This is a genomic window from Pseudomonas sp. A-B-19, from assembly GCF_019947515.1.
Lineage (GTDB): Bacteria > Pseudomonadota > Gammaproteobacteria > Pseudomonadales > Pseudomonadaceae > Aquipseudomonas.
Map to the genome: position 1 here is coordinate 85883 of NZ_JAGYGN010000001.1, position 14159 is coordinate 100041.

At 56.8% G+C, this 14159-nt stretch carries 10 protein-coding genes, 4 tRNA genes and 1 pseudogene; 2 read left to right on the plus strand and 13 right to left on the minus strand.

Annotation, left to right across the window (positions count from 1 at the left end; translation table 11 throughout):
* Window positions 1-126: 126 nt before the first annotated feature.
* The 11 genes from KGA81_RS00280 to KGA81_RS00330 form a co-directional block, all read right to left on the minus strand.
* Window positions 127-930, minus strand: coding sequence for a DUF2242 domain-containing protein (locus KGA81_RS00280; protein WP_223544085.1), 804 nt, complete (start codon window positions 928-930; stop codon window positions 127-129).
* 206 nt (window positions 931-1136) lie between these two features.
* Window positions 1137-3008, minus strand: coding sequence for a SurA N-terminal domain-containing protein (locus KGA81_RS00285; RefSeq protein ID WP_223544086.1), 1872 nt, complete (start codon window positions 3006-3008; stop codon window positions 1137-1139).
* Between the two features lie 233 nt (window positions 3009-3241).
* The gene (locus KGA81_RS00290; protein ID WP_002552737.1) at window positions 3242-3514 is read right to left on the minus strand and encodes an HU family DNA-binding protein; all 273 of its coding nucleotides are present in this window, start codon (window positions 3512-3514) and stop codon (window positions 3242-3244) included.
* Between the two features lie 149 nt (window positions 3515-3663).
* Window positions 3664-6060: an endopeptidase La gene (gene lon, locus KGA81_RS00295; protein WP_223544087.1), complete on the minus strand. Its 2397-nt coding sequence runs from the start codon at window positions 6058-6060 to the stop codon at window positions 3664-3666.
* A 260-nt stretch (window positions 6061-6320) separates the two neighbouring features.
* On the minus strand, window positions 6321-7604 hold the full coding sequence (clpX, locus tag KGA81_RS00300; protein WP_007982210.1) for an ATP-dependent Clp protease ATP-binding subunit ClpX: 1284 nt from the start codon (window positions 7602-7604) through the stop codon (window positions 6321-6323).
* Window positions 7605-7716: 112 nt separating this feature from the next.
* Complete coding sequence (gene clpP, locus KGA81_RS00305) at window positions 7717-8352, minus strand: ATP-dependent Clp endopeptidase proteolytic subunit ClpP (RefSeq protein ID WP_108219131.1); 636 nt, start codon at window positions 8350-8352, stop codon at window positions 7717-7719.
* 93 nt (window positions 8353-8445) lie between these two features.
* Window positions 8446-9756: a trigger factor gene (gene tig / locus KGA81_RS00310; protein WP_223462327.1), complete on the minus strand. Its 1311-nt coding sequence runs from the start codon at window positions 9754-9756 to the stop codon at window positions 8446-8448.
* A gap of 385 nt (window positions 9757-10141) precedes the next feature.
* Window positions 10142-10217: transfer RNA gene (locus tag KGA81_RS00315), tRNA-His, on the minus strand.
* Between the two features lie 77 nt (window positions 10218-10294).
* A tRNA-Leu gene (locus KGA81_RS00320) sits at window positions 10295-10379 on the minus strand.
* A gap of 56 nt (window positions 10380-10435) precedes the next feature.
* A tRNA-His gene (locus KGA81_RS00325) sits at window positions 10436-10511 on the minus strand.
* 32 nt (window positions 10512-10543) lie between these two features.
* Window positions 10544-10620: transfer RNA gene (locus tag KGA81_RS00330), tRNA-Arg, on the minus strand.
* 274 nt (window positions 10621-10894) lie between these two features.
* On the opposite strand from KGA81_RS00330, the gene folD reads away from it, so the two are divergent.
* Window positions 10895-11749 carry a bifunctional methylenetetrahydrofolate dehydrogenase/methenyltetrahydrofolate cyclohydrolase FolD gene (folD, locus tag KGA81_RS00335; RefSeq protein ID WP_223544088.1) on the plus strand — a complete coding sequence of 285 codons (855 nt, stop codon included), beginning with the start codon at window positions 10895-10897 and terminating at the stop codon, window positions 11747-11749.
* Between the two features lie 237 nt (window positions 11750-11986).
* Window positions 11987-12925, plus strand: coding sequence for a D-alanyl-D-alanine endopeptidase (gene pbpG / locus KGA81_RS00340; protein ID WP_223544089.1), 939 nt, complete (start codon window positions 11987-11989; stop codon window positions 12923-12925).
* A gap of 65 nt (window positions 12926-12990) precedes the next feature.
* Here the strand turns inward: pbpG and KGA81_RS00345 are convergent, their stop codons facing one another.
* Window positions 12991-13197 (minus strand): DUF6021 family protein, encoded by a 207-nt coding sequence (locus KGA81_RS00345; protein ID WP_223544090.1) that lies wholly within the window; start codon window positions 13195-13197, stop codon window positions 12991-12993.
* Window positions 13198-13292: 95 nt separating this feature from the next.
* Window positions 13293-14026, minus strand: a pseudogene (locus tag KGA81_RS00350) (peptidase C39 family protein).
* Between the last annotated feature and the right edge of the window lie 133 nt (window positions 14027-14159).

Below are 14159 nucleotides of genomic sequence, written 5' to 3' on the forward strand. Positions count from 1 at the left end.
TCTGGTCAGGAATTTATCATGGGGTTTTTCGCGGGAGGCTGCAGAACAGCGGACTTGCTTGATGCGGGTCAATCTTTTGGCTGGCCACAGGATCGGCTCATTTGATCCGACCCTGTGGTGTCACCCTCACTGGCCGGAGACAGGCATCGCCGGAATGGGTTCGCTCGGCGGCGGCAAGTCACTCGGGTTCGACGGTGGCGTGACGATTTCCGGGGACGGTGCCGGCGCTACACTCTCGGTCGGCGTGATCGGCGGCGCCTCAGGAGGCGGGGTCACCGGCTCGGAAGCCGCAGGCTCTGTAGCGGGTACCGGGGCAGGTGCCAGTGGTGCCGGTGCTGCCTTGGCTTCAGGCATGCCCAGATCGGTTTTCGGTTTTTCGGTAATGTGTGCCGCTTTTTTTGCTTCCGGTGGCAGGAACGACTCGATCAGTGCAAAGAAACGCTCATAGAACTTGGCCGACGTGACGGTTTCGCTGGCCACCTTGACCATCGAATCGTCCGATGAACCGATCGGCATCGATACCGAGCCCAGCACACCCACACCGAGACTGGCGGAGTTGTTGGTCTTCTTCAGCGCATAACGATCCTGCAGGGCGTTGGCGAATACAGTCGCGTGGTGCCCTTCGCTGCCGTCATCGGCACAGACCACACTGAAGCTGATCTCCATGTGGTTCTCGCCGGTCTGCTGGAAGCTCTTGTGACCGCTGACCAGCTTCGAATCGTTGCTGGTGATGATGTAACCCTGGCTGAGCAAGGCGCGACGGGCGGCTTCACAGCTCTGGGTATCGGTGACCGGATAGTTGCGGGAAAAGGTTCCGGAGTCGTCGAAGTTCTCATGCTCGTAGATGGCGGCCTTGTTCGAGGAACAACCGGCCGCAGCGGCAAGCATGGCTGCCAGCCCGACAACCCGCATGGGAAGTGATTTAAACATTGAACATCCTGAGGAAAACGGTTCGGGGCATATTGTGCAACAGAACGATGCTTAGCGGAGCATCGATCGTGCCTTAAAACGGTTACAGGCTGATTGACCCCGGTTTTACGGAAAAGTCACCGCAGCAAATGACGTACGGCGCACAACAAAAAAGACCCCGGCCTTTCGGCCGGGGTCTCCTGTACAGCACTAAACCTGGTCAGGTATCAGTAACGCTTGATATCCGCCTGGCTTTCCAGCTGCTTGCGATAAGCCGCAAAGTCTTGCTGGCCAATGCGTGAAGCGAGGTAGCGACGATATTGTGCTTTCTCTTCTTCGGTCGGCGCCGCTGCTTCGTTTACGCCATTGAGGCGCAGGACCATCAGGCTGCCATCGGCCAATGTCACGCTGGTGAAGGTCGGTTTGTCCTTGGTCGCAGGCTTGGCCATGCGGAACAGCGCTTGCAGCACCGCAGGATCAATCCCTTCCTGAGCACGGCTCGCCGCCTTGGTGACTTTCCAGGCCTGGCCATCGATCGCCTGATCCAGCGGGGTCTTGCCATCGCGCAGGCTGGCAATCAGGGCCTCGGCCCTGGTCTTGGCATCGGCGCTGGCGTGCTCCTTGGCCAATTGCACACGGATCGCGGCAGAAACGCTTTCCAGTGGCAATTGCGAAGGTTTCAGGTGCTCCTTGGCGCGCAACACGACCACGGTTTCCGGATCGAGCTCGATGGCGCCGCTGTTCGCCCCCTCATCCAGGACTTCCGGGCTGAACGCAGCAGTGATTACGGCACGGTTGGCCGCAATACCCTCACCGCCTTCACGGCCGAACGGCTTGGACGTCTGCACGGTCAGTTTCAGGTCCTGCGCTGGCTGAGCCAGATCGGACGCTTCGAACGAGGCGTCTTCCAGTTGCTTGCTCGCCTCGACGAAACGCTGCTCGACCTGCTGGGTCTTCAGAGCATGGGTCAGCTTGTCTTTCAGGCTGGCGAACGTTGGCACTTCTGGCGCTTGCACGCCCAACAGCTTGATCAGGTGGAAACCGAAGTCGGTGCGAACCGGACCAGAGACCTGGTCCTGGGCCAACGAATACAGGGCTTTTTCGAACGCTGGGTCGTAGACGCCAGGACCGGCATAACCCAGGTCACCGCCGTTGTTCGCCGACCCCGGATCCTGGGAGAACTCCTTGGCCAGCGCCTCGAACTTCTCACCCTTGGCCAGACGGGCCTGGATCTCTTCGATCTTCGCCTTGGCTTGTGCCTCGGTGGTCTTGTCGTTCACTTCAATCAGAATGTGCGCAGCCCGGCGTTGCTCGGACAGGTTCGCGATCTCTTTCTGATAGGCCGCTTGCAAGTCTTCGTCGCTGACGCTGACCTGATCGAAGAAGGAAGCTTTCTTCAGCTCGAGGTAATCGATGACCACCTGATCCGGCGTCATGAATTCCTTGGCGTGTTCGTCGTAATAGGCCTTGACCTCATCGTCGGTCAGCTTCACAGCCGCCGGGTCGGCCTTGATGTTCAGGGAAGCGAAATCGCGGGTCTGTTTTTCCAGACGGGCAAACGCCAGTACCTGTGCATCGGTCACGAAACCGCTACCAGCCAGGCCGGCACGCAGCTGACCAATCAGCATTTCCTGAGCCAGCATCTGGCGGAATTGCATGCGGCTATAGCCGAGTTGGCGAATCACCTGATCGAAACGCTCGGAGCTGAACTTGCCATCCACCTGAAACTCTGGTGTTTGCAGGATGACCTGATCAAGCGCCGCTTCGGAGAAAGCGAATTTAGAGTTTTCTGCGCCTTGCAGCAGCAGTTTGCGGTCGATCAGGCCCTTGAGCGCCGATTCGCGCAACATTTTTTCATCCAGCAAGGATGCATCGAAATCCTTGCCCAGCTGTTGCATGAGCTGGCGGCGTTGCATATCGACCGCCTGGCTCAGCTCGTTCTGGCTGATTTCATCGCCATTGACCTTGGCCGCATCATTACTGTGCGACGTGGCCTTGAAAATGGCGTCGAAACCGGTCAAAGCCATCAGAACAACGATGACCCCGATAATAGTCTTGGCAATCCAGCCTTGTGAATTGTCCCTGATATTCTGCAGCATGCGTCCCCCAGAAACGGTTGAACTTCAAAATTAGGCAACCGTGGAGCGTGGGTAGAATCCGGATAGAAGAAAGGCGCATCCGAGGATGCGCCTTCTCGTAACTGGCGGAGCGGATCGAGGGTTCGAACTGGCGACCCTCGGTGTCTTGAACCGGCGACCTGCAGTCAGGACTGCCGCTCCGCTGCCAAGTCAGGCATGACCCCGACCCGGATGGGTAAAAACCTGAATCGAACTTAGTTGACAGCTTCTTTCAGTGCTTTACCGGCTTTGAAACCTGGTTTTTTGGCTGCCGCGATTTCCAGTGTCTTACCGGTCTGTGGGTTACGACCGATTCGAGCTGGACGATCAGTTACGGAGAAAGTACCGAAACCAACCAGAACAACAGAGTCGCCAGCCTTGAGAGCGCCAGTGACGGATTCGATTACAGCGTCCAGCGCACGGCCAGCAGCAGCTTTCGGGATATCAGCGGATGCAGCGATAGCATCAATCAGTTCCGACTTGTTCACTCTAAGTCCCCTTATATCTATTTGAGTATGATTCTAAGTTTTTTTGGTGAAAGCAAAAACGAGTGCTGAATGGCCTACAGACACTTAAGAGCCGCTTTATAACAAGGGCTCTAAAAAGCTGTCAAGAAAGCCCCCCAGGCAAATACGTACTAATGCGTGCTAATTCTTTCCTTAGAATCTGCGTCGCGTTTCTCATCCTTCGCGACTATCTCCGGAGCCACGTCCGGCAAGGGCTCCGGCGCGTATTGCAACGCAATTTGCAGGACTTCGTCAATCCATTTGACCGGTTTAATCTGTAGATCCTGCTTGATATTGTCCGGAATCTCTTTGAGATCGCGCACATTCTCTTCAGGAATGATCACGGTCTTGATTCCGCCACGATGGGCAGCCAGCAGTTTTTCTTTCAAGCCGCCAATGGCCAGCACCTGGCCACGCAAGGTGATTTCGCCAGTCATGGCAACATCCGCGCGCACCGGAATGCCGGTCAATGCCGAAACCAGGGCCGTGCACATGCCCACACCGGCGCTAGGACCGTCTTTCGGGGTCGCCCCTTCCGGCATATGGATGTGCGTGTCGCGCTTCTCATGGAAGTCCAGGGGAATGCCCAGGCTCTTCGCCCGGCTGCGCACAACGGTCAAGGCTGCAGTGATTGACTCGACCATCACATCACCCAGGGAACCGGTCTTGATCAACTGGCCCTTGCCCGGCACGACAGCGGCTTCGATGGTCAGCAATTCGCCACCTACCTGAGTCCACGCCAGCCCGGTCACCTGACCGATCTGATCCTGCTGTTCGGCCAGGCCGTAGCGGAATTTGCGCACGCCCAGGAAGTGCTCCAGCATGTCTGCGGCAACCTTCACCGAGAAACGTTTTTCCAGAGCATGCTCCTTGACGGCCTTGCGGCAAACCTTGGCAATCTGTCGCTCAAGCCCACGCACACCGGCTTCACGGGTGTAGTAGCGGATGATGTCGCGGATTGCCTCTGCGTCAAACTCCAGCTCGCCTTTCTTCAAGCCGTTGGCCGCGATCTGCTTTGGCGAAAGGTATTTGACGGCGATGTTGATCTTCTCGTCTTCGGTGTAGCCCGGCAGACGGATCACTTCCATCCGGTCCAGCAGCGCCGGCGGGATATTCATCGAGTTCGAGGTGCACAGGAACATCACATCGGAAAGGTCGTAATCGACTTCCAGATAGTGATCGTTGAAGTTGTGGTTCTGCTCGGGATCGAGCACTTCCAGCAACGCCGATGCCGGATCGCCACGCATATCACTGCCCATCTTGTCGATTTCATCGAGCAGGAACAGCGGATTGCGGACACCCACTTTTGTCATCTTTTGAATCAATCTTCCTGGCATCGAACCGATGTAAGTACGGCGATGACCACGAATTTCCGCCTCATCACGCACGCCACCGAGGGCCATGCGCACGAATTTGCGGTTGGTGGCGTGAGCAATCGACTCCGCCAGGGACGTTTTACCCACCCCGGGAGGACCGACCAGGCACAACACCGGACCACGAATTTTCTTCACGCGTTTTTGCACGGCGAGGTATTCGAGGATGCGCTCTTTGACTTCTTCCAGGCCATAGTGGTCGGCATCCAGAATGTCTTCTGCACGCGCCAGATCCAGGCGCACTTTGCTCTGCGCCTTCCACGGCACCTGAACCAGCCAGTCGATGTACGAACGCACCACGGTCGCTTCCGCGGACATTGGCGACATTTGCTTGAGCTTGTTCAGTTCAGCCATGGCCTTGGTCAGCGCGTCTTTTGGCAGGCCGGCGGCATCGATTCGCTTTTTCAGCTCTTCGACTTCGTTGTGACCTTCATCGCTGTCGCCGAGCTCTTTCTGAATGGCCTTCATCTGCTCATTCAGGTAGTACTCGCGCTGACTGCGTTCCATTTGCTTTTTGACGCGACCACGAATGCGCTTTTCGACTTGCAGCAGATCGATCTCGGCATCCAGCAACGCCAGAACGTGCTCGACCCGGGCCGACAAATCGATGATTTCGAGGATTTCCTGCTTCTGTTCGATCTTCAGGGCCATGTGCGCGGCCATGGTGTCCACCAGGCGACCTGGCTCATCGATGCTGTTGAGCGATGACAGGACTTCAGCCGGGACTTTCTTGCCCAACTGCACATATTGCTCGAACTGGGATAGCAGACTGCGTACGAAGACTTCCGACTCACGCTCTGGCGCGTTGACTTCGTCGATCAGGGAGACTTCGGCACGGCAGTGGCCGTCCACTTCGCTGAAGCGCTCAATGGCGCCCCGCTGCTCACCCTCGACCAGAACCTTGACCGTACCGTCAGGCAGCTTCAGCAGCTGCAGAACGGTGGCAATCGTACCTACGCGATACAGGGCATCTTCGCCCGGATCGTCGTCAGCCGGGTTTCTCTGGGCCAGCAGAAGAATCTGCTTGTCACCCGTCATCGCAGCCTCGAGGGCTTCGATGGATTTCTCGCGCCCCACGAACAGCGGGATAACCATGTGCGGATAAACCACGACATCACGCAATGGCAGGAGAGGCAATTCGATGGTTGTCTTCATGATTTCGCCTCTACGGCGGCCGTAAGGCCGTAAACAGATGGAAGTAAGCTTGAAACCAAGATGGGGGCTGCCTTGGAAAAAAACAAGCGGATAAAAGAGCCACTTGTACGATTGCAGCTTATGAAAGCTGCTGCGATGCGCCGGATACGCCTTCAGAGACCGCTTTCGCTGCGGTGCGGCGATCCGAACAAGCCAGTTCCTGCAGGCCCACAATAGCAAAGGGGCCCGAAGGCCCCTTCTTTATTCAAGCTGCGTGACGCTTAAGCGTCCGGCGCGGCCTTGGCGGTCGGCTCACTGTTTTCGTAGATATACAGTGGTTTGGACTTGCCTTCTATCACGCTTTCATCGATCACTACTTTACTCACCTCCGATTGCGAGGGGATTTCATACATAGTGTCGAGTAATACACCTTCGAGAATCGAACGCAGGCCACGGGCACCGGTTTTACGCTCCAGGGCACGCTTGGCGACCGATTTCAGTGCGTCGGAACGGAATTCCAGATCAACGCCTTCCATCTCGAACAGCTTGGCATACTGCTTGGTCAGAGCATTTTTCGGCTCGGTGAGAATCTGCATCAATGCAGCCTCGTCAAGCTCGTCCAGCGTGGCAAGTACCGGCAGACGACCGACGAATTCCGGGATCAGACCGAACTTGACCAGATCGTCAGGCTCGACTTCACGCAGGGACTCACCGACTTTCTTGCCCTCTTCCTTGCTGCGCACTTCTGCATTGAAGCCGATGCCGCCCTTGGTGGAACGGTTTTGAATAACCTTTTCCAGACCAGAGAACGCACCACCGCAGATGAACAGGATGTTACGGGTGTCGACCTGAAGGAATTCCTGCTGCGGATGCTTGCGACCACCCTGAGGCGGAACGGAAGCGACCGTGCCTTCGATCAACTTGAGCAGGGCCTGCTGCACGCCTTCACCGGATACGTCCCGGGTGATCGACGGGTTGTCAGACTTGCGCGAAATCTTGTCGATTTCATCGATGTAGACAATACCCATCTGGGCTTTTTCCACGTCGTAATCGCATTTCTGCAGCAGCTTCTGAATGATGTTCTCGACATCTTCACCCACGTAACCCGCCTCGGTGAGGGTGGTTGCATCAGCGATGGTGAACGGAACGTTCAGCAAGCGGGCCAGTGTTTCGGCAAGCAGGGTTTTACCCGAGCCTGTCGGGCCGATCAGCAGGATGTTGCTCTTGCCGAGTTCGACGTCGTCATTCTTCTTGTCACGCTGATTCAGGCGCTTGTAGTGGTTGTACACCGCTACGGCCAGAACCTTTTTCGCACGCTCCTGACCAATCACATACTGATCAAGGATGCCGCTGATTTCTTTAGGCGAAGGCAATTTATGCGCGCTGCTTTCGGCCTGTGCTTCCTGCACCTCCTCGCGGATGATGTCATTGCACAGGTCGACGCACTCGTCGCAGATAAAGACCGAGGGGCCGGCAATCAATTTGCGTACTTCATGCTGGCTTTTGCCACAGAAGGAGCAATAGAGCAGCTTGCCGTTGTCCTCGCCGTTGCGGGTGTCAGTCATTCGTTCGATCCAAATCCGATAGGCTTGCAACACAAGATGAAGGCTATTGCGGGCTTTTTCAAGCCCGCTGGTGATCGGCCCCGCCGACCAGCCCTATTTTGAGCTGCTTATTTCAGGCTGGGCGCTGGGTGATCACTTCATCGATCAACCCGTACTCACGCGCGGCTTCTGCACTCATGAAATTGTCGCGGTTGGTATCGCGCTCGATTTCTTCAAGAGTGCGCCCGCTATGCAGGGCCATCAGCGTGTTGAGACGCTCACGAATAAAGAGGATTTCCTTGGCGTGGATTTCGATATCCGACGCCTGCCCCTGGAAACCGCCCAGTGGCTGGTGAATCATCACTCGCGAGTTCGGCAGGCAGTAACGCTTGCCAGCGGCACCGGCCGTCAGCAGGAACGCGCCCATGCTGCACGCCTGACCGATACAGGTAGTCGCCACGTTGGGTTTGATGAACTGCATGGTGTCGTAGATCGACATGCCTGCCGTCACCGAACCGCCCGGGGAGTTGATGTAGAGATGGATGTCCTTGTCCGGGTTCTCCGCTTCAAGGAACAGCAATTGCGCACAGATCAGGTTGGCCATGTAGTCCTCTACGGGACCGACCAGAAAGATCACTCGCTCCTTGAGGAGACGCGAGTAGATGTCGTAGGCGCGCTCGCCACGAGCGGACTGCTCGACAACCATCGGGACCAGGCCGCCTGCGGCCTGGATATCAGAGTTCTGCTGAATATACGAATTACGGAACATGCTCTGCAGTCACTCCCAAATAGTTATGTCTTGAATACGCATAAGCCAGCACGAAGGCTGGCTTATGGTGTTTGCTTCTTACCGCAAAAGTGATCAGTCGGCTTGTGGTGCTTCTACCGGCTTGACCGCTTCTTCGTAAGAGACCGATTTGTCGGTCACGCTAGCTTTCTGCAGAACAGTATCCACAACTTGCTCTTCCAGCACAACCGAACGAACTTCGTTCAGTTGCTGGTCGTTTTTGTAGTACCAGGACACAACTTGCTCAGGCTCTTGATAAGCCGAAGCCATTTCCTGAATCATCTCGCGAACGCGGGTTTCATCAGGCTTGAGGTCGAATTGCTTGACCACTTCAGCCACGATCAGGCCCAGCACGACGCGACGCTTGGCTTGCTCTTCGAACAGCTCGGCCGGCAGTTGGTCAGGCTTGATGTTGCCGCCGAACTGCTGGACAGCCTGCACACGCAGACGGTCGACTTCGTTGGACAGCAGAGCCTTTGGCACTTCGATCGGGTTGGTGGCCAGCAGACCGTCCATTACCTGATTCTTGACCTTGGATTTGATCGCCTGACGCAGCTCGCGCTCCATGTTCTTGCGAACTTCGGCACGGAAGCCATCCAGACCGGTTTCCTTGATACCGAATTGAGCGAAGAATTCTTCGGTCAGTTCTGGCAGCTTTGGCTCGGAAACAGTGTTGACGGTCACGGTGAACTCGGCGGTTTTGCCAGCCAGGTCCAGGTTCTGATAGTCCTCTGGGAAAGTCAGGTTCAGAACGCGTTCTTCACCGGCTTTTGCACCAACCAGGCCATCTTCGAAACCAGGGATCATGCGGCCGGAACCCAGAACCAGCTGAGTACCCTTGGCGGAACCGCCAGCGAACACTTCACCGTCGACTTTGCCGACGAAATCGATGTTCAGCTGGTCTTCGTTCTGGGCAGCGCGATCGGCCACTTCGAAACGGGTGTTCTGCTTGCGCAGGATTTCCAGCATTTTGTCCAGATCGGCATCAGCCACGTCAGCGCTCAGGCGCTCGACGGTGATACCTTCGAAACCGGCAACGGTGAACTCAGGGAACACTTCGAATACGGCAACGTATTCCAGGTCCTTGCCCGCTTCGAGGGACTTAGGCTCGATCGAAGGCTGGCCAGCCGGGTTCAGCTTCTGCTCAACCACAGCTTCGTAGAAAGAAGACTGGATCACGTCGCCTACAGCTTCCTGGCGAGCGTCAGCACCGAAACGGCGCTTGATTTCGCTCATTGGCACTTTGCCTGGACGGAAGCCAGCAATCTTGGCCTTTTGTGCGGTCTGCTGCAGACGCTTGTTGACCTGGCTCTCGATGCGCTCAGCCGGCACGGTGACGCTCATGCGGCGCTCAAGAGCAGTAGTATTTTCAACAGAAACTTGCATGGATATTCCTCGTTGCACAGACGTTAGCCGGCCGTTTCCGACCCCAGAATCAAGGGCATGCATTCTAGTGGGTCAAACTCAAGAAGTCACCCTACTGAAAACGGGCAAAAACACAGCAGGCAATTTATAGGTGCGAATGCACGAATGCACCTCGCCCCGATGGCAAATACAACCAATCACGCCAGGGCTCTGCGCCGACCCTTCTATTATAGAAGAGGTCGCCAATCATCTCCCTGACAGCCGAGCTCGCAAGCAAGGCCGGCGGACAGGACGGCATCATCGAGAAACATAAATACGACGAAACGCCCTGCCCCTGCGGCCCGGAACCTGCGACCACTGAAACAAAAAAGGCGCCAGACTTTTCAATCTGGCGCCTTTCGAAATATGGGGTGGACGATGGGGATCGAACCCACGACAACGGGAGTCACAATCCCGTGCTCTACCAACTGAGCTACGCCCACCATATTGCCTGTTAAAGAAGCCAAACAACTTCTTTATCAAGCTCCAGCCAGGCCAACAGCCTGAGTGAAGCTTTAATTGGTGCGGATGAAGAGACTCGAACTCTTACGCCTCGCGGCGCTGGAACCTAAATCCAGTGTGTCTACCAATTCCACCACATCCGCGGGTCAAGCTTTTAAAGCAAAGGCGCCAGACTGTTAATCCGGCGCCTTTCGAAATATGGGGTGGACGATGGGGATCGAACCCACGACAACGGGAGTCACAATCCCGTGCTCTACCAACTGAGCTACGCCCACCATATCGCGTTACTTGTGCCAAAGCTGCCTAATGGCGCACCCGGCAGGACTCGAACCTGCGACCATCCGCTTAGAAGGCGGATGCTCTATCCAGCTGAGCTACGGGCGCCTTGTTAGCTGTACCCTTGGAGGACTACAAACTAAGTGCTTTCCAGTCTCACAGAACCAAAATCCCGCTCAACCTTCCTAACCAGTGCTAGGCTGTGCCCGACAAGTGCGACGAATAGTATAGAGCCCCCCGAAGGTCGTCAAATCCTTTTTAAAAAAAATTCATTTAATTAAAGGAGTTAGGGGAATTTACAGACCAAGCGCCTTTGCCCTCACCGCATGACATGCGAGAATGCGTTCTCTTTTTTTCCCCTCTCGATGGTTAATCACGCGCAATGACTGCACAACTTATCGACGGCAAATCGATCGCCGCCAGCCTGCGCCAGCAGATCGCCCAACGTGTTACCGAGCGTCGCCAGCAAGGCCTGCGCACGCCCGGGCTTGCGGTGATCCTGGTCGGCAGCGATCCTGCCTCTCAGGTTTATGTCTCGCACAAGCGTAAAGACTGTGAAGAGGTCGGCTTTCTATCCCAAGCTTATGACCTGCCTGCCGAAACCACTCAAGAAGCACTGACCGATCTGATCGATCGCCTGAACGACGATCCTGCAATCGACGGCGTTCTGCTTCAGCTTCCGCTTCCCGAACACCTGGACGCCTCCAGATTGCTGGAGCGCATTCGTCCGGATAAAGACGTCGACGGGTTCCATCCTTATAACGTCGGTCGCCTGGCCCAGCGTATCCCGCTGCTGCGCCCCTGCACCCCCAAAGGCATCATGACCCTGCTGGAAAGCACCGGGGTCGATCTCTACGGGATGAATGCGGTGGTGGTCGGTGCGTCCAATATCGTTGGTCGCCCGATGGCCATGGAACTGCTGCTGGCCGGTTGCACCGTGACGGTCACCCACCGTTTTACCAAGGACCTGGCCGGCCATGTCGGCCGTGCGGACCTGGTCGTCGTGGCCGCCGGCAAGCCGGGCCTGGTCAAGGGGGAATGGATCAAGGAAGGCGCGATCGTGATCGATGTCGGCATCAACCGCCAGGACGACGGCAAGCTGGTCGGTGACGTGATCTACGAAACCGCCCTGCCCCGCGCCGGCTGGATTACTCCGGTACCGGGTGGCGTAGGCCCGATGACTCGTGCCTGCCTGCTGGAGAACACCCTGTACGCTGCTGAAACCCTGCACAGCTGAGTTTCAACGCGGACGCCGACTGCGCGACAAGGAACCCCGCCCTGGCGGGGTTTTTATTTGCCCGCTAAATACACCGACCGCCCGCCGGAAAATGACTTTTTTTTCATGTTCTCGGGACTTTCACCCGTTACTTGAACAACCATCGACAGTTATTCAGCCATACTCCAGAATGTCGCGCTTTTCAGGAAACAGCCCGTTACAAAACGGCTTATCAACACCCTTTATGAGTCTGCCAGCGTGAAAATTCGTCTTTCCATCCTGAGCCTATTTTTTGCAGTTACCGGGACTTTCCTCACGCCAATCGCCAGTGCTGACGAGACCACCGCAGCGCCGCGAGATACGAAGACACTCAAGCTCGCTTCCGGCAGCTCCCTGCTACTGGACATGCAGACCAACAAAGTCATCTATGCCAGCAATCCTGACGTGGTGGTGCCGATCGCTTCCGTCAGCAAGTTGATGACTGGCCTGGTCGTGGTTGAATCTCGGCAGAACATGGACGAATACATCGACGTCAACATCAGCGACACACCAGAAATGAAGGGCGTGTTCTCCCGGGTCAAGCTGCGGAGCGAACTGCCGCGCCGGGAAATGCTGCTGATTGCCCTGATGTCCTCGGAAAACCGCGCCGCTGCGACTCTGGCGCACCACTATCCGGGCGGCTATGCCGCGTTCATTGCTGCAATGAACGCAAAGGCCCGGGCACTGGGCATGACCAACACGCACTTCGTCGAGCCGACCGGTCTCTCCCCGCGCAACGTGTCGACCGCTCGCGACCTGAGCAAGCTGTTGATCGCCGCGCACAAGTACCCGCTACTGACCGAGCTGAGCACGACCAAGGAAAAAACCGTCTCGTTCCGTAAACCCAACTACAGCCTGGGCTTTCGCAACACCGACCATTTGGTTCGCAAGCCGGACTGGGACATCCAGCTGACAAAAACCGGTTTCACCAACGAAGCAGGTCACTGCCTGGTGCTGGTGACCCGAATGAGTAACCGCCCGGTGGCCCTGGTGATCCTTGACGCCTATGGCAAGTACACCCATTTTGCCGATGCCACGCGCATGCGTAATTGGGTAGAGAGCGGGAGGAGCGCGGACGTGCCTTCCGTAGCCTTGCAGTACAAGGCAGACAAGAACCTCAAGCAGCGGCAGAGCGGCGTGGTTGAAGTGTCGAAGTAACGTAATGGCAACGCATAAAAAGCCCCGATCGACCGGGGCTTTTTTTCGCCAGTCTGTCGTTGCGCCTAGGGTTTGAGTTTACCCAGCGGATCATAGGGTTTGGCCGGAGCCTTGGGGTTGTCGCCCGGTTTCACGTCCCTCGGTGCCTTGGCAGGCCCGATCGGGTCGACCTGTGGATCGGCAAGGTCCGGGGAGTCGGGATCGAAACCCAGTTCATTACCAGATGAATGTTCAGATGAGTGCGGACCGACGGGCGTTGTGGATCGAACCATGGGCACCTCCTGATCTCGGCCCGGGATAATGCTTCGGGCCCTCAAAGATCAGAGGCTGGTGGCGAGCAATGGTGCCCGTCGGGTGACAAACGGATCTACTGCGCGGCCAAGGCTTTTTTAGCCTTGGTGGCGGCCTGCTCCTGACCGGCCTGAGCCAGATCGTTGGCGGCCTTGAGCCAGCGCTGTTGATCGACCTGGGCCGGGATTTGCGTCGGACTCTGGATCAGCACCGCCCAACCACCGGCGTCCTTGAACGCCGACTCGAAGGAGCCGAAGCCCATCAGTTCACGGCGATTCATCCCGGCACGCAGCAGGACCGTCTGCTTCTGGCGGTTGTAGCCGGCCAGAATGGCATAACGCGGTTCGGACCACAGGGCCGAGCCTTCGGTAAAGCGCACCATTACCGGATAACCGGCGGCGACTTGCGTCAACAAGGCCGCAAGGTTGCTGTCCAGGGGATAAACAACCATCCCGTACTCACGGGCCAGGTTCTGCATGTTCTGTGGCAACCGGGCTTCGTCCCCCGGCAAATGCAACGGCTTGTCGAGCAAACCAGGGGTGATCACGATGCCTTGTTGAGACAGCATGCTGGCCAGCACCTGCGGCCCGCTTTGATACGCATCCCCCCGGTAGAATCGGCCGCTGAGTTCGACACGCTCCGGCAAACGCTTGATCTCGGGTGCAACGCTGCCGGCACAGCCTGCCAGGCTTGCCACGCAACCGGTGATCAGCATGGCCGACAAAATTCGAGAAAATACCCGCACCATGATCTCTCTCTTGTTAGGTTCAGACGCCAGGCAATCCCATTCCCGGCTTGGTCGTCGATCATAGGTCGCCGCGCCGCTACGGTATAGCTTTAAACGGTAGTCCTGTGCATTCGATAGAGCGAACTGGTTGGTGACTGCCGACTTTCGCTCAATAGCCTGAAATACAGCAACGGCTAGACTGTTCCCTGAAGGGAC